At 66.3% G+C, this 19,501-nt stretch carries 21 protein-coding genes; 9 read left to right on the forward strand and 12 right to left on the reverse strand.

Annotated elements, in window-relative coordinates; translation table 11 throughout:
• Nucleotides 1-190 precede the first annotated feature (190 nt).
• The 3 genes from tsaE to alr are packed head-to-tail and all read right to left on the reverse strand — an operon-like array spanning nt 191 to nt 2,881.
• On the reverse strand, nt 191-637 hold the full coding sequence (gene tsaE / locus NV1_RS05645) for a tRNA (adenosine(37)-N6)-threonylcarbamoyltransferase complex ATPase subunit type 1 TsaE (RefSeq protein ID WP_067886178.1): 447 nt from the start codon (nt 635-637) through the stop codon (nt 191-193).
• Nucleotides 630-1,676 carry an alpha/beta fold hydrolase gene (locus tag NV1_RS05650; RefSeq protein WP_245713569.1) on the reverse strand — a complete coding sequence of 349 codons (1,047 nt, stop codon included), beginning with the start codon at nt 1,674-1,676 and terminating at the stop codon, nt 630-632. The genes tsaE and NV1_RS05650 overlap by 8 nt, the downstream gene beginning before the upstream one ends.
• Nucleotides 1,677-1,723: 47 nt before the next feature.
• Complete coding sequence (alr, locus tag NV1_RS05655) at nt 1,724-2,881, reverse strand: alanine racemase (protein ID WP_067886183.1); 1,158 nt, start codon at nt 2,879-2,881, stop codon at nt 1,724-1,726.
• A gap of 129 nt (nt 2,882-3,010) precedes the next feature.
• On the opposite strand from alr, the gene NV1_RS05660 reads away from it, so the two are divergent.
• Nucleotides 3,011-3,829 carry an SDR family oxidoreductase gene (locus tag NV1_RS05660; RefSeq protein ID WP_067886185.1) on the forward strand — a complete coding sequence of 273 codons (819 nt, stop codon included), beginning with the start codon at nt 3,011-3,013 and terminating at the stop codon, nt 3,827-3,829.
• A 47-nt stretch (nt 3,830-3,876) separates the two neighbouring features.
• On the opposite strand, the gene NV1_RS05665 is transcribed toward NV1_RS05660, so the two are convergent.
• Nucleotides 3,877-5,316, reverse strand: coding sequence for an NAD(P)H-hydrate dehydratase (locus tag NV1_RS05665; RefSeq protein ID WP_067886699.1), 1,440 nt, complete (start codon nt 5,314-5,316; stop codon nt 3,877-3,879).
• A gap of 314 nt (nt 5,317-5,630) precedes the next feature.
• On the opposite strand from NV1_RS05665, the gene NV1_RS05670 reads away from it, so the two are divergent.
• Nucleotides 5,631-6,053 (forward strand): plastocyanin/azurin family copper-binding protein, encoded by a 423-nt coding sequence (locus NV1_RS05670; protein ID WP_245713570.1) that lies wholly within the window; start codon nt 5,631-5,633, stop codon nt 6,051-6,053.
• A 37-nt stretch (nt 6,054-6,090) separates the two neighbouring features.
• On the opposite strand, the gene NV1_RS05675 is transcribed toward NV1_RS05670, so the two are convergent.
• The gene (locus NV1_RS05675) at nt 6,091-6,573 is read right to left on the reverse strand and encodes a transglycosylase SLT domain-containing protein (RefSeq protein WP_245713571.1); all 483 of its coding nucleotides are present in this window, start codon (nt 6,571-6,573) and stop codon (nt 6,091-6,093) included.
• A 667-nt stretch (nt 6,574-7,240) separates the two neighbouring features.
• Nucleotides 7,241-9,106 (reverse strand): glutamine--fructose-6-phosphate transaminase (isomerizing), encoded by a 1,866-nt coding sequence (glmS, locus tag NV1_RS05680; RefSeq protein ID WP_067886187.1) that lies wholly within the window; start codon nt 9,104-9,106, stop codon nt 7,241-7,243.
• Between the two features lie 293 nt (nt 9,107-9,399).
• On the opposite strand from glmS, the gene NV1_RS05685 reads away from it, so the two are divergent.
• The 6 genes from NV1_RS05685 to NV1_RS05710 all read left to right on the forward strand — a co-directional run bounded on the left by NV1_RS05685 (nt 9,400) and on the right by NV1_RS05710 (nt 14,208).
• The gene (locus NV1_RS05685; protein WP_067886703.1) at nt 9,400-10,260 is read left to right on the forward strand and encodes a dienelactone hydrolase family protein; all 861 of its coding nucleotides are present in this window, start codon (nt 9,400-9,402) and stop codon (nt 10,258-10,260) included.
• Nucleotides 10,261-10,495: 235 nt separating this feature from the next.
• Entirely contained in the window at nt 10,496-10,828 is a 333-nt protein-coding gene (locus tag NV1_RS05690) for a hypothetical protein (RefSeq protein WP_067886189.1), read from the forward strand.
• Nucleotides 10,825-12,093 (forward strand): hypothetical protein, encoded by a 1,269-nt coding sequence (locus NV1_RS05695; protein WP_067886190.1) that lies wholly within the window; start codon nt 10,825-10,827, stop codon nt 12,091-12,093. Before NV1_RS05690 ends, NV1_RS05695 begins: the two co-directional genes overlap by 4 nt.
• A 4-nt stretch (nt 12,094-12,097) precedes the next feature.
• Nucleotides 12,098-12,748: a hypothetical protein gene (locus NV1_RS05700; protein WP_067886192.1), complete on the forward strand. Its 651-nt coding sequence runs from the start codon at nt 12,098-12,100 to the stop codon at nt 12,746-12,748.
• Nucleotides 12,749-12,757: 9 nt separating this feature from the next.
• Nucleotides 12,758-13,924, forward strand: a complete 1,167-nt coding sequence (locus NV1_RS05705) for an RDD family protein (RefSeq protein ID WP_067886194.1) — start codon at nt 12,758-12,760, stop codon at nt 13,922-13,924.
• A gap of 56 nt (nt 13,925-13,980) precedes the next feature.
• A complete protein-coding gene (locus NV1_RS05710) occupies nt 13,981-14,208 on the forward strand; it encodes a hypothetical protein (RefSeq protein ID WP_157116593.1) in 228 nt (75 codons plus the stop codon).
• Nucleotides 14,209-14,215: 7 nt separating this feature from the next.
• Here the strand turns inward: NV1_RS05710 and NV1_RS05715 are convergent, their stop codons facing one another.
• From NV1_RS05715 to NV1_RS05735, 5 genes are all read right to left on the reverse strand, one after another.
• Nucleotides 14,216-14,548 (reverse strand): rhodanese-like domain-containing protein, encoded by a 333-nt coding sequence (locus NV1_RS05715; RefSeq protein ID WP_067886197.1) that lies wholly within the window; start codon nt 14,546-14,548, stop codon nt 14,216-14,218.
• Nucleotides 14,549-14,584: 36 nt separating this feature from the next.
• Entirely contained in the window at nt 14,585-15,013 is a 429-nt protein-coding gene (locus NV1_RS05720; protein WP_067886199.1) for a MarR family winged helix-turn-helix transcriptional regulator, read from the reverse strand.
• Nucleotides 15,014-15,103: 90 nt separating this feature from the next.
• On the reverse strand, nt 15,104-15,643 hold the full coding sequence (locus NV1_RS05725; protein WP_067886201.1) for a hypothetical protein: 540 nt from the start codon (nt 15,641-15,643) through the stop codon (nt 15,104-15,106).
• A gap of 58 nt (nt 15,644-15,701) precedes the next feature.
• Nucleotides 15,702-16,373 carry a hypothetical protein gene (locus tag NV1_RS05730; protein WP_067886203.1) on the reverse strand — a complete coding sequence of 224 codons (672 nt, stop codon included), beginning with the start codon at nt 16,371-16,373 and terminating at the stop codon, nt 15,702-15,704.
• Between the two features lie 80 nt (nt 16,374-16,453).
• Complete coding sequence (locus NV1_RS05735) at nt 16,454-17,881, reverse strand: hypothetical protein (RefSeq protein ID WP_067886205.1); 1,428 nt, start codon at nt 17,879-17,881, stop codon at nt 16,454-16,456.
• A 209-nt stretch (nt 17,882-18,090) separates the two neighbouring features.
• Here NV1_RS05735 and NV1_RS05740 point away from each other — a divergent pair, with 209 nt between their 5' ends.
• A complete protein-coding gene (locus NV1_RS05740) occupies nt 18,091-18,915 on the forward strand; it encodes a YbaB/EbfC family nucleoid-associated protein (protein WP_067886207.1) in 825 nt (274 codons plus the stop codon).
• 47 nt (nt 18,916-18,962) lie between these two features.
• Here the strand turns inward: NV1_RS05740 and NV1_RS05745 are convergent, their stop codons facing one another.
• The gene (locus NV1_RS05745) at nt 18,963-19,487 is read right to left on the reverse strand and encodes a hypothetical protein (protein ID WP_067886209.1); all 525 of its coding nucleotides are present in this window, start codon (nt 19,485-19,487) and stop codon (nt 18,963-18,965) included.
• Nucleotides 19,488-19,501 lie beyond the last annotated feature (14 nt).

Here is a 19,501-nt window from a genome sequence, read left to right on the forward strand (position 1 = left end):
CCGTGCATCGACGCCAACAACCATGCACCGCAACGATTACCGACTCCGATGCCACCGTCATCGCGATATGCGGCACCGGTCCGTCCGACGTTCACACCCGACAATGGTGTCCGGCATCACACCACATGGGTGCCATTCGTGGAGTCGCGTCGGCGGCCGGACATCCGGCGATCCGTTCGGGCTCGCCGACTCAGGTGGCCGCGACCCACTCCCAGGTCGCCGTGCGGACGTCCGAATCCGGCTCGCGGCGCAGCAGCACGCGCAGGTGCCGGTCGGCGAGATGTTCCACGACGCCCAGACCCCATTCGACGACCACGACGGCGTGATCCAGATCGGTGTCCAGATCGAGGGAATCGAGTTCGTCCAGATCACCGCCGAGGCGGTAGGCATCGACGTGAACCATGCCGACCGCGCCGGGATGGTTCCCGGCCCGATGCTGGCGGGCGATGATGAACGTCGGCGAGCTGACCCGCCCCTGCACCCCGAGCCCATCCGCGAGCCCGCGGGTCAACGCGGTCTTCCCCGCGCCCAGCGGACCGTCGAGCACGACCAGATCCCCCGGGCCCAGGTCGCGGGCCAGTTCGCGACCGAGTGCCTCGGTATCCTCGACCGTCGGCAGAATCCGCTGTTCAGCCACCTGCGACTTCCCGTCTTTCCCCGGCGCCGAGCAGCCCGCCGCGCAACAGCAGGCGGTCCAGAGCGGCATTGACCAGATCCGGGTACTGCATATGCACCATATGTGCGGCGTCGGTGACGCGGACCAGATCGGCATCGGGCAACCGACGAGCCAGCGCGACCGAATTCCGGAACGGAATCACCATGTCGTGCCCACCGCCGAGGACCAGCTCCGGCAGCGGGGCGAGAGTGGGCAACGCCGCGGATTCGTCGTGCACGTGCAGGGCATCGAGAAATTTCACGATGGTGTCGACCCGCGTCCGATCGATCATCGAGGTGGTGAACCGGGACAGCGTCGGACTCACGTCACCGTGGAACGAGCTGACGTGCAGGATCGGTGCGATCACCTGCCGGGCGGCGACCCGCCCGGCCTGTATCAGCGCGGGCGCGGCGTGCACGGCCACACGGAATCCGTCGATGGCCGGATTGCGCAGCAGCTGCGGCACACCGGCCGCGGCGACCTGCGCTGCCGCGGTCGACAGCAGCGCCACCGCGCGTACCCGCTCTTCGAACAGCTCCCGAAACTGCGCGGCGGCGGCGAGAATCGCCATCCCGCCCATGGAATGTCCGACCAGCATCAGCGGACCGTCCGGCGCGCACGCCCGCACCACCTCGACCAGATCGCGGCCCAGTTGCGGCACGGTACAGCCGCCGATGCCCGACTCACCCGAGCGGCCGTGCCCGCGCAGATCGAAAAAGATCATGCGAACCGTTGGGCCCCATAGCTTTTCCAGATCGCGCCGCTGAAAGTGGAAGGACTCCATGCTGTTGCAGAAGCCGTGCACGAAGACCACGGTGCCGGGAGCGTCCTCGGGCCCGCACTCCCGAACTGCCAGCGCCACACCGTCTTCGGTGACCACCGTGCGCGCTCGGTCCCGATCAAGCAGCGTGAAATCCTCCTCGCGCAGCTCGTCGACGCGGGCGGGCCACTGCACCGTGGCGCCGACGCGCCGCAGCGCATGCGTGGCGGCAAGTGCGCCGAGCACACCCGCGGTCGCCATTCCACCCTGACACACGACCTTCGCAATACTCTGTGGCCGAGCGTATTTCATGAACAGGCCCCTCCGCCCACATAACGCCGCACGACCCGCCCACGCGGCGAGCACACGATCTCGTAGTGGATGGTACCCAGCAGATCGGCCCATCGCTGCGGATGCGGCTGTCCGGGACCGCCGCCGAACAGCACCGCGGTATCGCCCTCCCGGACCCCGGTGGCATCGCCTCCCAGATCGACCACCAGCTGGTCCATGCACACCCGGCCGACGCTCGGATAGTCGCGTTCGCCGATGCGCACCGAGATCCGCCCACCCAGCGCGCGGAACACGCCGTCTGCGTATCCGGCCGGAATCAGCGCCACAGTGGTGTCGCGCGGTGCTACCCACTCGTGCCCGTACGACACGCCCTCCCCCTCGGCGACCCGTTTGACCAGTACGACCTGCGCCTGGAACGTCATCGCGGGACGAAGCCCGAATCCATCCTCCTCGATCGGCGACAGCCCGTACATCGCGATACCGGGCCGGACCATGTCGAAGGTGAGATCGGGCCGGGCCAGCGCGGCGGCCGAATTGGCCAGATGGGCGAGTTCGGGCTCGAGCCCGAACTCCTTCGCGGCGGCAATCGCCTCCAGCAGCCGATCGCGCTGCGAATCGTTACCCGGATGCTGCGGGGTGTCGGCGTGGGCAAGATGGGAGAAGATCGCCCGGAACCGAACCGCGCGCTCGTCGACCAGTTCCCGCAGCAGCTGCAGGACCTGCGGATATTCGATATCGGAGACGCCGTTGCGATTCAATCCGGTGTCCACCTTGAGCGAAACCGTGGCGGTCACACCGGTGGCGCGCGCGGCCTGTTCGATCGCCCGCAACTGCCACACCGAGGACACGCCGAGCTCGATATCCGCGGCGACCGCCGCGGAGTAATCGGCGTCGACCACGTTGAGCCAGCTCAGGATCGGCGCACGAATCCCCGCGGCCCGCAGGTCCAGCGCCTCGGCGATGGTGGTGACCCCGAGTTCGGCGGCGCCCGCGGCCAGCGCGGCCCGTCCCACCTGCACCGCACCGTGGTTGTAACCGTCGCCCTTGACCACGGCCATGACCCCGGCGCCACCGGCATACTCGCGCAGCACACGCACGTTGTGTGCGATGGCGTCCAGGTCGACGACTGTCTCCACCTGCGCTGCTGTGCTGTTCACGGCTACCGATCCTGCCATTGCCGGACCTCGGGCCGTCGTCCGGTCGGTCCGGGGCATCGAAGAGACGCTTGCTTGGAGCGCACTCCAGGTACTTACCGTTGATCGTAGGGGCCGACAGGGCCCCTACCACTGACATGGAAGGTTCCCATGAGCAAAGTTTGGTTCATTACCGGTGTGTCGCGTGGATTCGGCCGCGAGTGGGCGATCGCGGCGCTCGAGCGGGGCGACCGGGTCGCCGGAACCGCGCGCGAGGTGAGCACTCTCGACGATCTGACCGCCGAATATCCCGACACCTTCCTGGCGCTGCACCTGGACGTCACCGACCGAGACGCGGATTTCGCGGCGGTGCGGCAGGCCGCGGAGCACTTCGGGCGGCTCGACATCGTGGTGAACAACGCCGGTTACGGCCACTTCGGCATGATCGAAGAGCTCACCGAGCAAGAGGTTCGCGCACAGCTGGAGACGAATCTGTTCGGCGCGCTGTGGGTGACACAGGCGGCGCTGCCGATTCTCCGCGCGCAGGGCAGCGGTCACATCATCCAGGTGTCGAGCATCGGCGGGATCAGCGCGTTCCCGAATGTGGGCGCGTACCACGCGTCGAAGTGGGCGCTGGAGGGGTTCTCCCAGTCCCTCGCCCAGGAAGTGGCCGATTTCGGCATCCACGTCACCCTGATCGAACCGGGCGGTTTCAGCACCGATTGGGCGGGCCCGTCCGCGAAGCGCAGCACCCCGAATCCGGCATACGACGCGGTTCGGGCCGTGCGCGAGAAGCAGCGGGCCGAACGCAGCGTCGGCGAGCCGAGTGGCACCCGAGAGGCCATCCTGCAAGTGGTCGACGCCGAGAAACCGCCGCTGCGCATCTTCTTCGGGGTGGATCCGCTGGGCATCGCGACCGCGGACTACGAGTCCCGGCTGGCGCAGTGGCGCGAATGGGACAAGGTATCCGAACTCGCTCAGGGATCCTGACCGGCGGATCACCAGAAGGTCTGTACCGCTGGATGATTCGGCGGCCGTTACGGCGCGGCGAGGGTGCGCAGGGTCTGAATCGCCGGACGCAGGTGATGCAGCAGCGGGGTCGCCGAGATGGGAGCCCCCGGGCCGCTGGGAGATTCGGCGTGGGCGGCGAGGTTGGCCGCCAGGGCGTGGACCCGGGCGGCTGCCGCGGCGGCCCAGGACGGGTCGCGTCCGGCCGCCAGCAATGCGCCGATGATGCCGGACAGCACGTCGCCCGCGCCCGCGGTGGCGGCCCAGGACCCGCCCGCCTCGTTGATCAGGGTCGGGCGGCCGGGCGCGGCGATCAGCGTGGCACGACCTTTCAACAGTACTGTGACCTGCCATTTCTCGGCGAGGTCGCGTACAGCCGCCACCCGGTCCGGCCCCGGCTGCACACCGGTGAGGCGGGTGAACTCACCGGCGTGCGGGGTCAGCACGGTCGGCGTGGGGCGACCGGAGACCAGAGCGGGATCGGCGGCCACCAGGGTCAGCGCGTCCGCGTCGACGACCACCGGCAGGTCCGTCGCGAGGATTTCCGAAAGCCGTTCGCGGGCAGCGTCGTCGGTGCCGCCGCCGGGGCCCGTCACCCATGCCTGCACCCGGCCCGTGGATGAAACCGTCTCGGCGGCGATGACTTCCGGGAAATTCGCGAGCACCTGCGCCGCACCGGTCCCGGCGTAACGCACCATCCCCGAGGTCGCCGCCACCGCCGCGCCGGTACACAGCACCGCCGCACCCGGATATGTCGCGCTCCCGGCGCAGATGCCGGTCACACCCTGGGTGTACTTGTCGTCGTGCGGGCCGGGGACCGGCCAGTTCGCGCCGATCGAACCCGGCTCCAATGCGCCGAGTTCGGGTTCGGGCAGGTGTAATCCGATGGGCACCAACTCGATTCGGCCGCACCAGGACGCGGCGAGCGCGTGCACCGGCTTGTACGCGCCGAACGTGACGGTCACATCCGCCCGCACCGCGGGCCCGTCCACCGCGCCGGTATTTGGATCCACGCCACTGGGCAGATCTGCGGAGATGATCGGAACATCCACCGCCGCAACGAGTTCCGCAGCTCGCGGCCGCAGTGAACCGTGGCCGGAGATGCCCACTATCCCGTCGACCACCAGATCGGGCGAGCCGATATCCTCCCGAATCCGCCCACTCGCACGACGCAGGGCCGCCAGCCCTTGCGCATGCGCCCGCTCGGGCGACAGCAGCACCGCCGACACCGCGACCCCGCGCCGCCGCAGCATCGCCCCCGCCCACAGCACATCGCCGCCGTTGTCCCCCGACCCGACCAGTAACGTCACCGAACGCCCGGCCACCGCGCCGGTCCGCTCGCGTAATTCCCCCGCGACGACATTCGCCAGCCCGTATGCCGCCCGGCGCATCGGCACACCCGCCGCGACCCGTCCGAACAGCTCCGTCTCCGCCGCCCGAACCTCGTCGGCCGTGTAATACCCGCGCACCGCCATCGCTCGCCTCCTACCCACCGACCGGGCACACCCGACGACAGCAGACTACGCCGCAACACCGGACGTCCCGGCCGACCGCACAGTCGACGCGACGAGATTCGGCGGCTCGGGGAAAGGCCGGCGCGCACCGCGCTCGGCATGTCTGTTCAGCAACGCACCCGGCAGTCTTCGACATCACCGGACGTCGTCGAACGCAATTGCCCGACGCCCCCGCGGTTCGACAGCGGCCGTTCTCGTACCGCGTCCGCCGAACCGCACAACGGCGCTGCGGCGAACCGGGGTGGTCGGGCGGGGCTAGGCTGGGCGACATGCCGATGGACTGGAGTCGCCGGAACTTTCTGCACACCGGATTCGGGGTCGCCGCACTCGCGGGAGCGCTGCTGATGAGCGGATGTGGTTCCGGGACAACAACATCCGCCCCTACCTCGAGTCCGGCCGCGGCATCGGGGTCCTCGACCGCGGCGGCGGCGCCCACGGGGGCGGTGCGGGTCGAGGTCAAGAATATGCAGTTCTCCCCCGACGCGGTCACCATCAAGGCCGGCGGCACCGTGACGTGGAATTTCGCCGACCGATTCCCGCACGCGGTGCAGGGCATCGGCGACAGCGCGATGGGGATCAACAGCCCGATCTTCAACACGGGCACGTGGAGTCACACGTTCACCGTCCCGGGCACATATCGCTACCTGTGCCCGCTGCACCCCGATATGCACGGCACCGTCACGGTGCAGTAGCCGATACGCACGGCACCGTGACGGTGCGGCAGCCGGATCAGTACGCCGAGAACACGCGGTCGATCGTGCCGTAGCGGTGGGCCGCGTAGTTGCAGGCGGCGCTGATGTTGGCGACCGGGTCGTAGATGTCCCACGACGTGCCGTCCACGTGATAGGCGCGGAAGGTGGGGTCGATGACCTGCATCAGACCTTTGGAGGGGATGCCGCGGGCGGCATTCGAGTCGGTCAGGTTGATCGCCCGCGGATTGCCACCGGATTCCCGCATGATGTTCCGGTGAATCCCTTCGTAGCTGCCGGGAATGCCGCGCTGCGACATGACGAACTGCGCGTTGCGGATCCAGCCGTCCAGATTGTTCGGGAAGGCGGGCGGTATCAATTGCGGCAGCGGCTGCGGAAGCGGCTGGATGAGCTGCTGCAACTGGGCCTGCTGCGCCGGCGGCAGTTGATTCTGCAGTTGCTGGGCCTGCTGCTGCAGCTGCGGCGGCAGTCCCGGGATGAGCGTTTCGGCGTTCGCGGCCACGGGGGCCACCGCGACGGCGGCGAGCAGGGTCAGGGGGATCAGTTTTCGAAGATGCATGTCGACTGGGTTTCTGACAGCGCGACGGTACCCGCGAGCGCTCGGCTCGACCTGGCGGTCGAAGCGTTCGCCGCTACCTGTCCGCTTGTCGGTTGTGTTGTGGGAGTTGGAGATTCAGTTATCCGAAGACATGACGGATACGCGCGGTCTCACACCGGCCCGGAACCGGCGACAGCCGACGCTGCCGTGACGACGAATGTCGCGAAAGCGGTCGTGTCCATACGCTGGAGATTTGCTCTTGGCTCATCTCGGCAAGTCACAGAATGGTCGCGACAAATGAACTAAAGGTTAACGAAAGGATAACTAAACCTATTTCAGAAAGAGATATATCTAACTCTCGGTCACCGGAGCAGGTTCGAGCACACCCGTGTGACCAGCGCAATGGCACTACAGTGACACCCCACCGGCCACATCACACGACCGTGACGCCAGGAAGGCGTGCGTTATCCGACAGTGACTCCTCGGCCCCGATCGAACAGCCTCGGCGCGCCGCATCCGGGTGTGCGCGGTATGCCGCGAGGATGCCGCACCGTCAGCCGAGAACGTCTCGACTCCAGTGCCGCCGAACCCGGCGAGACCGGATCGGGCTCATCTGATCGCGACCGAACGCCTACTCGACCGTGACGGATTTGGCGAGGTTGCGCGGCTTGTCGATGTCGTAACCGCGAGTCTGCGCCACCTCGGCGGCGAAGATCTGCAGCGGGACCGTCGACAGCAGCGGCTGGAAAAGGGTTGGCGCGGCGGGGATTTCGATCAGGTGGTCGGCGAAGGGGCGCACGGTGTCGTCCCCCTCCTCGGCGATCACGATGGTGCTCGCGCCACGGGCCTGGATCTCGCGGATATTGCTGAGCAGTTTGGAGTGCAGCACCGCGCGGCCCTTCGGCGAGGGCATCACCACGATGACCGGCAGGCCGTCCTCGATCAGCGCGATCGGACCGTGCTTGAGCTCACCCGCGGCGAAACCCTCGGCGTGCATATACGCCAGTTCCTTGAGCTTGAGCGCACCCTCGAGGGCCACCGGATAGCCGACGTGACGCCCCAGGAACAACACCGTCGAGGCGTTGGCGAACCGCCGCGCGACCTCGCGCACCTGCGGCGCGGTCTCCAGCACGCGCTCCACCAGTTCCGGCATGGACTCGAGTTGACCGAATTCGCGCGCCACCTCGTCCGGGTACTTGGTCCCGCGTGCCTGCGCGAGGGCAAGGCCGACAAGGTAATTCGCCGTGATCTGGGCCAGGAACGCCTTGGTGGAGGCGACCCCGATCTCCGGACCCGTGCGGGTGTACACCACCGCATCGGACTCCCGTGGGATCTGCGCGCCATTGGTATTGCAGATGGCCAGCACGCGCGCCTTCTGCTCCTTGGCGTGCCGCACCGCCTCGAGCGTATCCGCGGTCTCCCCGGACTGCGAGATCGCCACGACCAGCGTGGAACGGTCCAGAACCGGGTCGCGATAACGGAATTCGCTGGCCAGTTCCACCTCGACGGGCAGCCGCGTCCAGTGTTCGATGGCGTATTTGGCGAGCAGACCCGCGTGATACGAACTGCCGCAGGCGACGACGAAGACCTTGTCGAACTCGCGCAACTCCTGATCGGCCAGGCGCTGTTCGTCCAGCACGATCCGACCCTTGTCGAAATGCCCGATCAAGGTGTCGGCGACCCCGGCGGGCTGCTCCTCGATCTCCTTGAGCATGAAGTAATCGTGACCGCCCTTTTCCGCCGCGGCCAGATCCCAGTCGATGGAGAAGGGGCGGGTGGGCACACCGGAATTGCCGTAGAAATCGGTGACCGTGTACCCGTCGGCGGTGATCACCACCACCTGATCCTGCCCGAGTTCGACTGCCTCCCTGGTGTGTTCGATGAACGCGGTCACATCCGAGGCGATGAACATCTCCCCTTTGCCGACGCCCACCACCAGCGGCGTCGACCGGCGCGCGGCCACGATCGTGCCCGGATGCGCGGCATGGGTGAACACCAGCGTGAACGCTCCCTCGAGCCGGCGCAGCACGGCCAGCGCGCTGGCGACGAAATCACCCGCGGTCGGACCGGAGGCATAGGCGCGCGAAACCAGATGCACCGCGACCTCGGTGTCGGTATCGCTGCGCAACTCCACCCCGGCGGACTCGAGTTCGTGACGCAGCGGAGCGAAATTCTCGATGATGCCGTTGTGCACCACGGCCACCGCACCCTCGGCATCGCGGTGCGGATGGGCGTTGCGGTCGGTCGGCGCGCCGTGCGTGGCCCATCGCGTGTGGCCCATCCCGGTGGTGCCGGCGAAGTTCGCCATCCCGGCATCGGTCAGCTCGGCCTCCAGATTGGCCAGGCGACCGGCTTTGCGTTCCACGGCGATCCCGCCCGCACCGTCCAGGATGGCCACGCCCGCGGAGTCGTATCCCCGGTACTCCATACGGCGCAGCGCGTCCACGACGACGCCGAGCGCGTCCCGGTATCCCACGTAGCCCACGATTCCGCACATGGGGACCCAGCGTACTGGGGCGCAACCAGGACAGCGACACGGCCGCGACATGCGCTCGCACGCGTGCCCGGCTGCGCTCGTTCGGCGCGGCAAAGGGGCACATTCGCTCGAGCGAAGGCATCGTACCGGGTGCGGGAGCCGGGCGTGTCGAGCTGCGGATGCCGGGACCGTCGCATGTCTTCACCCCGGAAAGCGCTGGCAGATGCGTTGCCGCCCGGATCGGCAGGCTCGGCGACGGCCCCGGGATCCGGCGAAACGCCGCCCGCGGGCGGCTATCGGATAAATTCGACGTCGTGTCGGCGTCTGTGAAATCGCTCCTGAGCACCCTGGCCAGCCCCGGCCCGCATCGGGTCCTGCACGGCAATCTCGGCATCGCCGGGCAGCCCGGTCTGGTGTGGACCCCGGAGACGGGTCTGAACCTGCCCGCCGTCGTCTTCGGGCACGGCTGGCTCACCGGTGCCGGCCGTTACCGCAAGCTGCTCGAACATCTCGCCTCCTGGGGTTTCGTCGCGGCCGCACCCGACACCGAGCGCGGACCGATCCCCTCGCACCTGAACCTGGCCACCGACCTGCTCACCACACTGGACATCTGCACCGGAGTGCGGCTGGGCGAAGGCAAGATCAGCGTTCATCCCGACAAACTGGCGCTGGCCGGTCACGGTATGGGGGCGGGTGCCGCGGTCATCGCGGCCTCGCGGCGCAAGGTCGCGGCCGTCGCCGCGCTCTATCCCGCGGTCACCGCACCCTCGGCCGAATCCCTGGCCCCCGATATCGAAACGCCCGCCCTGATCCTGAGCGCCGGTGCGGATACCGATGCGGTCGGTTCCGATGCCGTCGCGCTGGCCGCCGCGTGGGGTGGTCCCGCGGTGCTGCGCTCGGTCGACGGCGCGTCGCGCAACGGCATCGTCCGTGGCCGCCGGGCCCTGTCCGCGCTGGGAGCGGCCAAATTCGAGCCCAAGACCGAACGCCTCACTCGCGGCCTGCTGGTCGGATACCTCACCTACCAGTTGCTGGGCGACAAGAAGTACAAGGCGTTCGCCGAACCGGAAGAAGTGATCTCGCACACGGAGATCATCGATCCGCACGCGACCGAGGAACCTGAACCTCCGTCGAAGACGCAGCTGCTGCAGGTTGTCCAGCTCTTGCGCAAGTAGGCGGAACCATCTGGCGGACAGCGTGTTTCGCCCGATTTTCCCAATATCCCGCTGAGTTCGGCCGCCGAGCGCGGCACGGCCGTCGATCGGCCGATGCCCGATCGCAGCACGTCCGAGCACCGGGAGATCTGGCGGAAATATCCGGAAGCTGTGGAACCGGAACGGTTTCCGGGACGTCCAAGCAAGCACTGGAGACGTCGTACGTCGCGTGACGGAATGAAGAGGTGGCTGGAAATTGGCTGGATTTCTCTCGGTGGACATCGAGGCACTGGGTAAAGCGGTGGTGTCGTTGCGCAACTCCGAACAGGTGCTGACCGATGCGATGAAGGCGATGGCCCAGGGCGGTCACGGCGATATCGGCCCGAAGGTGCTCAACGATGCCGCCGAGAGCTTCCAGCGCCGGTGGAAGTACGGGATCGAGCAGATCGGCAAGTCCGCCACATCCACCGCGGATGGCATCTCACAATGCCACGACGCCTATCAGGAGGCCGATACCGCCTTCGCCGAGGCCCTGTCCCAGGCGAAGTCCGTCGTCGACGGCACCTCCGGCGCACAGGTCAACGTATGACCCGGACCAACCCATATCCCAATATCGGCTTCGACCCGGTCCCCGGCACGCCCGATGACGTCACCGGCCTGCGGACGCAGATCAATTCCGCGGGCACAGCGGTGAAGGAGACCAACGATCTGCTCAAACGTCTCCGCAACAGCAACGACGACATCTGGAAGGGCGACGCGGGCGACGCGTTCCGCACTCACTTCGACAACACCCTCGCCCAGGATCTCGGCTACGCGCAGAACTCCTTGGAACGCGCCGTCACCGTCCTGGACGAATGGCACACCGGTCTGGTCGGCTACCAGGACACCGCGAAAACCCTGGAAACCGAGGCGGCGCAGGCCCGCGCCAACCACGCCAAGGCCGTCACCGCCCTGCAACAAGCCGAATCCAACCCCGACCTCGGCCTGGCCAACCAGACCTTCACCGACCAGAACGCCTTGGCCGCAGCGCAATCCCGGCTCGACGCCGCCACCGCCGCCGTCCACACCGCCGGCACGTCGGTCGCCGACTACCAGGGCCAGATCGATGCCATCGTCAAACGCGCCAAGGACCTCGAATCCGAACACGGCAAACTGGCCCGCAAGGTAGCCGCCGAACTCGACTCCGCCGCAAAGGATTTCGCCCCCAGCGCCCCGAACCACCACTGGTGGGACAGCATCACCGACGCGGTGAAGGCGGTCGGGAAGTGGATCGACGAGCATCGCAAAGGTCTGCACGAGGCCCTGTCCATCATCTCGACGGTAGCCGGATTGCTGGCGGTCGTCACTCCGCCGCCGATCGACGCCATCGCCCTGGGCGTATCGCTCGCCGCGGGCGCTGGAGCACTCGCCTTGGACGCGACCGACAAGGACATACGCAACGCGTTCCTGCACGGCAGTTGGTCGGACAAGCTGAAGGCCGCCGAGACCGTGGGTGGCGATGCCATGAGCCTGATCCCCGGAGTCGGCGGTCTGGCGAAGGTGGGAAAGGTCGCCATGCTGGGCGACGCTGTCGGTGACGTCGGCCGATTCGAGGGTATGGCGCGGGCATGGTCGGAATCCGCGCACGCACCAGGGTGGCTGAATCAGAAGTTGATCGGTGACGGCACCGGCAAGCTCGCGACAGCGCTCAACAGCAGTGGCCTCACCGCCGGGACGCACACCGTCCTGCAAGCGATGAAAGTCGAAGGCGCGCATGCCGTACCCGATCCGGCAGTCGCCTTGAAGGTCCTCAAGGGAGTCAAGAGTTCAGTGACCAAGATCGGGACCTGGGGATACGACGAGGCGACGAGTTGAGCATATGAACACCACACCGAAGCGTCCGATCGAGTATTCGATCGCCCTGGACATTCCCTCCGGATACCATCCGCTCCCGCTCACGGATATCGACCGAACCCTCCGGGACGCCGCGGGACCGATCGCCGAAGCCGCTCCGGATTCATTGAATTCGAGCGTCTCGGACGTGTTGGGCGTGCTCGAATTCTTCCTGAAAGCGCTCGCGGCTCGCCGGACGGTGTATTGCGGCGTCGGGCGTCACATGACCGAGGCGGGTGAGCAGGTCACCTCGTGGATCACGATTTCCCTTCTGCGGTGCGGAGATCCACAGAACCCGCGGCTCGTCGTCCAGGACCTCGCGATGAACAAGCTGGCGCAGGCCCCGTCGGCCACTGTCGAGCCCGTCGAAGCCGACGGGCGGCCGATGCTGTTCTCCGAGCTCACACGGAGATTCCCCGCCCCCGACCTGCCGGCATACGATGGCGACTCCGGGGATGTCCCGGTATTCCAACTCGAAGCGCTGGTTCCCTCGGACGACGGCACAACCGTAGCGGTGATCGAGTTCTCCACGCTGTCGGTCGATTCCGGCCCGCTGTACGGGGAAATGCTGTTCGGAATGGCTACCTCGATCGAGTTCACCGCATTGACGCCCGCGTACTCCAGTCTGAATCTCTAGCCGGGAGCAATGGTGAATCAATCCGTCGGCGCGGCCGATTCCGCTGATCCGCCGCGGGCGATCGACTGGCCCGCCACGCGTGCGGCACTGGGTTATCGGCGGCTGTGGCTCTGGTTGGGCGTACTCGTCAGTGCCGCCTGCGGACCGCTGGCTGTAGTGGCGGTGAACAAGTTCGACCGTCCCGGTGTGCACGGTGCGGCAAAGGCGGGCAGATTCCTCGCCGGGCCGCTCTTTCTGATATTCGTCTTCGGCCTGATGTTCGCTCTGACGTTCCTGTGGATACACCGACGGCGACGCAGGGCATTGCAGCGGAATCCGTGGATACGCTGGCAGATCAACTACATCTCCACCGGCCGTTACGAATGGGTGGAACTTCTCGATGCGAATCGCCGGCCGATATCGGCGCTGATCCTGAGCACGTGGGCGAACGGCATCGGCAAGCTGGTGAACCATCGGACCACCGAGGTCTGGTTCGCCGGCGATCCGCACAAGTACGGCGTCATCTCGGTGCACGAGGGCGGTGGACCGTTGCGATATGCGTACTACTCGCCGGCGAGGCGGCCGCCGACCTTCACCTATCGCGATCCGGGCGTCGATCGGCCTCGGTCATCCGATGGTCCCGGCGCGGGCGAGTACGAGATGCAGCGGGAGAACGGCCGGGTCATGATGAAACGTCCCGGCGATCCCGAAGCCGAGGCGAAGCCGAAACGACACGGCGCGCTGGATGATCCGGACTATCCATCGCCGCGCAAACTCAGGCGTGCACTCGGATTCGCACTCGACGTGCTGATCCATCTCGCAATCGGCGGGGCCGTCGCCTTCACGAAGGCGCCCCATCCCGCGAAAGAGGCTTTGCTACACCGTGATTGGCAGAAGGCGGTACCGATCGCGGTATTCATGGTCCTGGGCTTCCTGGCCGCCTCCTTCGTCAACCGCGTGATCATCCAGACGATCGTCCACACCACGCTCGGCAAGGCCGTGTTCGGCCTGGTCGCCCTTCGCCCCGACACCGGCCGATATCCGTCGTTCGGCAGGTTGCTCGCGATCTGGCTGATGGACCTGTACGTCCCTCCCGCCTTCGTCGCCGCGTTGTGCTCACCGGCCGGCGATTTGCCCGGGCCGGCCAGAATCGAGGACTACATCCTGACCGCGGTGCAGTGGCGCGACCGGCGTTGACCGAAATCACCTGACATTCGGCCACGTCCACCATGGAGACCACCGACAGTTCGCCCATGACCACGACCTACACGACGGCCCCGACAACACCGCCGTTCGACCCGAACACACTCGACGAGGTCTCGACCGACCGGATCCCGTTCACGGCAAATGACCTACTGGCCCAATCCTTCACAGATTCCAAGGGGCATCTACATCACCTGCCCCAGGGCAGCAGCGTGCAGGAATGGGTCGACGCGGCCGCGGACAAGGCCGTCGATGTAGTAGGCCCGCAAACCCGCTGAAACAACATCAGGAGTCGGTGAGCCGTCCGCCCGCGGCGCGCCACTGCACGAGACCGCCGCTCATATTGACCGCGTCGAATCCGTTCTCCACCAACAGGTTCGCCGCACCCGCGGACCGGATGCCGCCGGTGCAGAACGTGATGAGGAGACGATCGTCGGGAAAGCTCAGGCAGCGGTCCAGTAACACTTCGAGGGGCGCGTGGACCGCGCCGGGGATGTGTACGCGGTTCCATTCGAATTGACGACGCACGTCCACCACGAGCGCGCCGCCCTCGACGAGCCGAACCGCCTCGGCGGCGCTCACGGCCGGGGGCCGACGCAGATAATGCCGGATACTCATACGCTCTGGGCCTCATCGGTTTCCATAACCTTCAGACTAACTGAAGGTTATATCGGATGCCGATAGTGCCCGCATGTGCGCCCGCAACGCCTCCGTCAGATCCGGGTGCCGGGTGGTGAACTCCGCGTCGAGCTCGGCCACCACGACCGCGGCCCGAGCCAGTACAGCCGCCCCGTCTGCCGTGACCTCGAGGGTCGATGCCGACCCGGCGTGCGCAGTGCTGTCATCGACGAGACCGGCCGCGACGAACCGGGCTACCGCGGTGTGCGCACTCTGCACGGTGATTCGCGAACGCCGCGCCAGCTCGCTGAACGAAATGCCCGGCGTCCCACGGATATGCCCCAGCAACCCGTACTGGCGCGTGGTCAGCCCGAGCGGCTTCAGCGCCTCGGCGAACGCCGCCTCCCACACCCGGCTGACGGTGAGCAGCATGATCGTGGGACTGAACGGGGGCGCCTCGGACATGGATGCACGCTACCTCTACCGATCCGGAACAAGGCCGAGCCCAGTCGGCGGATGGACCTGCTGCAAGGCAAAACGGCAGCGGCTCCGCACTCAGTCCAGCGCGCGCCGCCGGATCGCCAGCGCGATGGCGATGACCATGTCGGCCAGGAATCCGACGACGCCCACCGCGGTCAGCGCCCACACGAACCGGGCCGGAACGAGGTCGGCCGCACTACCTCCACCGATCGAGACGACGACGTTGACCGCGTGCCCCAAACCCGCGGCGATCACGGCAATCCCGTCGACGAGGACGATGAACAGGTTGACCGCCTCGGTCAGCATTATTCCGAAGTACACCCATCCACCGCGCCGATCAGCCCGGCCGGCACGCAAGCCGAAGGCAATCAGCACAACCAACACCGCACGGACGCCCACCAGGATGATGGGCCAGACCGGCACACCGCCCGAAGAATCGGAACGCCGCTCCACGAAGAACAATCCGACCGCGGCGACGGTGCCGATCATCATGGCGACCGATGTCACCACCGGAACGCCGAATTTCCCTTTGCGCTCCTCCCGCTGCTCGACATGCCGATCGATGCGATCGGTGATCATGTCGCGGGCGATCCAGCCCGCCAATTCTCCCAGCATGGTGCCTGTGTCTCCCCTGATAGATGCGTTGTCGTCGCCGAGCCGCGTCGGCCGTTGTTCAACTGCGGACGGCCAGCGCCCGCGGCCCTTTCCAGCTCTTCGGGTCGAATGCCGAAACAGTGCTCGTCAGGGATTTCTTCGGATTCAGATAGCCCCAACTGCTGTGGGCCACCAGAAAGCAGGAGAACACCAGCAGGACATCGATCCGGGGATCGCTGATCGAAAACCGGAAATGATTCTTCACCCGCGTGACCTTCGCCATGCGGAATCCGGGGCTGTGCGCACTTCTGAAATCGGCGGCCCGCCTGGCGCCGACCAGCATTCCCGCCATGACGACGACGGGATTCAGGAAATAGACCAGATACCCCATCAGCGGCAGTCGCATGATTCTGCCCATCAGGCCGGATGCGTGCTCGGTGAGCGGCTCCATATTTTCCTGGCAGAACACGACGGGCTTCTCCAGTGTCGCATAACCGGAATCGTCGACCGTCAGCGAGCCGACCTTCGTCCGACTGGCGTCGTAAGCACCGGTCGGTGTCACGAATCCGGCGAACTCATCGAGATTCGGCCCGACGAAAACACGATGCAGACCGCCGACCGAGCCCGTCACGCCGACGTCTCGCCGTATCCGCGCGACCGGGTTGTCCGATCCGGGCACCCTGACCCAGAAAGTTGTACCGCGAATCTTGTATTCGGGAATTATGTCGAATTCGGTAAGGCCGTTCAGCATATGATTCCACCCCCGGCATGCCTCGGATGAATCCGGCACGCCTCTCGTTCGATATTCGAATTGTATGCGGCCATGCTGTGTCACATTTGCGGCAGCAACGCGAGACGCCCGACACCCGCCGCGGCGTCCCACGAACCCGATCCGCTACTGGACGATCCCGATTTCTCGAAGTCGAAGCCCTTCGTCTCGACATCGGCGACGACGCTGCCCACCGAGGGCCAACTGCCGTGCGTCAGGCTGTTGACGGCCGTATCGATATCCGTTCTCAGCTTCTCGATCGCGGTCTTGATCTCCTTGTATATCTCGACCACCGCAATGACGTCATTGACGACCGTGCGTACCAGTTTATAGATCTCGTACATCTTCTCCGCGCTGTACGCCACCGCGACCACGTCCGCAACCGGATCTTCCGGACCGAGTCCGACCGTCTCGATGATGGCATCGCCCGCGAGCATCTCGGCAATTTTCACGGCCAGCTTCTTGATTCCGGTATCGATCATATCGCTGAGTTTGTCGACAAGTTTGCCGATCAACTTCAGCAGAAGATCGTGCGCCTCCTTGTACGCCTTGGCGACCAGTTTGGCGAGATCTCCGACGCCGCCGATCCCCATGGTCCAGCGGAACATGTAGGAATCGAAAGCCGTCGCGGTATCACCCTTCCATTCACTGCCGATCTTCCACGACGCTTTCCGCAACGTTCCCGCGACCGTGTAGCAGCCGTCACCCAGCGTGTCGTACGCGTCGTGCAGATAGATCAACCGATCCCAGTCGCCGGCGATCGGCTTGAACGCGGTGTCGATCAGGCTGTGGCCCGTCACCATTTTGTAGCCCTTTTCCGCCAGCCACAGTACCTGTCCGGAACCGGTCATCTTGGCGTCGAGGTATTTCGTCCAGTTCGAGATGTGTTCTTCCGCAAGCGCGCCCAGTCCGCTCTTCGAGTTGCCGGCATCAGTGGAATCGTCATCGGATGAGGACCCGTCGCCATCCCTGTTCTTCGCCGCCTCTTTGGCCGCCTTCTTGTTCTTCTTGCGCAGACTCTTGATGCTCTTCTTGATCGTGGGCTCCGACACCTGGGAGGTCGGAGTGGTCTCCACCTCGGTGGGCTCCTTCAGAACCACATCCTCGTCCGTGAAATCGGCCGCCTCGCTCGAGATGGTCGGCAGCGACCCGATATCCGGGAATCCGGAGATCTGGTCCGGGAAGATCTTCTTCAGATCCGTCGCGTTCTTGTCGTCCTCGGCCCGCAGTTCCCTGTCCACGGTGGCGATCTTGTCCTTCACCGCGCCCATACCCCGCTGACACTGGGAGAGTTTCGCGCCGATGTAGTTCGCCGGAGTCGGCACGATCGGCTTCACCAAGACGCTCAGCACCCCGGTCAAACCGTCGGTGTCCATGCACTCCTTGCCCGCCCAGGTCACCATCGGCGCGAGGTGTTCACCCTGTTTGGCGACCAAGCCCTGATAGCCGGTGAAGTCCTCCGTCGACGGCACATTCAGCACTGTGGCCACGCACATCCCCCTTCGATCCGAATCTATCGGCCGGTAGGCTACCGGACCGCGGGTACAGCCCGCACGATTACTTGGACGCGCACGGACCGGGTTCGGTTCCCTCGATTTCCGATGTTGCACAGCGTGTTTGTGATCACGACGTCTCGTGGCCCGGCCTGTCGGCGCCGGGGCTATCATCGAGCGAAATACCGAGGGGTGTGGGAGTTCCGATGAGCGAAGTAGCCGACTTCGAAGCGATCGACTTCGGTGCGATTCTCGCCGATATCGATCGGAAGGAAGCCGATCTGAGGGCCGCCGAGCGGCGGTTGGCGGCCGTCAGCGCCAAGGCTCGCTCCGCGGACGGGCTGGTCGAGGTGACCGTGAGTCCTACGGGTGCGGTAACCGGTGTGACGCTGGCCCCAGAGACGTTCCGGCGCAGCACTCCCCAGTACCTCGGCAGATCGGTGGTCGAGGCGGCGCAGCAGGCGACTCGCCAGGTTCGGCAGGCCGCGAAGTCGGCGGCGGCGCCGCTCGCGGAAATCAACCGAGAGCTGAGTGACGCGATCGGTGAACCACGAAACCCCCACCCCGCCAACGTATCCGCGCAGCCCGGCATCGAGGCCGCATCGACCGATCACACGGCTCGCGTCGGCGTCGACGCGCTGGGAATCGTCGCCGTCGTACACATCTCGCCCGACGCCTACCGTGGCGGCGTCGTCGGCAAACTGGCGGGCGCGATCACCGAGGCCGCCGAACGCGCGGCCCGCCAGATGTACGAAACTCGCATGGGCGCAGTGCAATCGGAAGTCGACCTCGAGGATATGCCGAATACGGACGAGTTCTTCCCCGTACCGCCTGAACCGGATCACGACAGCTCCCCGACTCCCCCGCCTGTCACCCCGCCGCCGGCCCCTCGCCCGGCACCCATACCTCCCGCGGCGGCGCCCCGGATCATCCCCGGCACGCGAAAGCCGAACCGCGACCAGATCGTCGGTCCGTCCGACTGGGACGAAGACGACGGCTACGGGCAACCGCAGAAGTCCTGGCTGGTCTGATCCAGCAAGCCCGACCGGGCCGGGGCTGCGGCTATTCGATTCGTGACTCAGACCAGCCAGCTCTTGCGCCGGTAGTACTCGTCGTCCTCGTCTTCGTCGTCGACCGGACGAACCACGTTGTTGGCCTTGCGGAAAGCAGCGGCACGGGCGATGGCGGCGCGTTGTTCCCGGAGTTCGGCCTCGCGGCGTTCGGCTTCGGTGAGCTGTTCGGTCGACTCACAACCTTCGCGGGGTTGCTCGTTGTGCTGCTGGATCGCGGGGTCGTTGGCCCGTCGTACCGGAGCGGTTCGCACAGGCGTACGCCGTTGCCGCATTTCCGCCGCACGGTGGGCCGCTGCCTCCTGCTGCTCGCGAGCATCGGTACCTCGACGTTCGCTTTCCTCATCGGCTGCGGACCGGGCGGCCTGCTCGCGCTCCTGACGCTCACGATTCGCTTCCGCGGCGAACCATTCGGCACATGCCCGGGCGTTGCGCTCGGTCTGGAGTTTGGCTTCGTCCAGTTCGTCCATCAGCATCGACATACGGCGGCGGTTCTCCGCGCCGATGCGTTCGATTTCAGCGGCGTAGTCCACGATTTCGACACTCC

Source organism: Nocardia vaccinii NBRC 15922 (genome assembly GCF_001613305.1).
Lineage (GTDB): Bacteria > Actinomycetota > Actinomycetes > Mycobacteriales > Mycobacteriaceae > Nocardia > Nocardia vaccinii.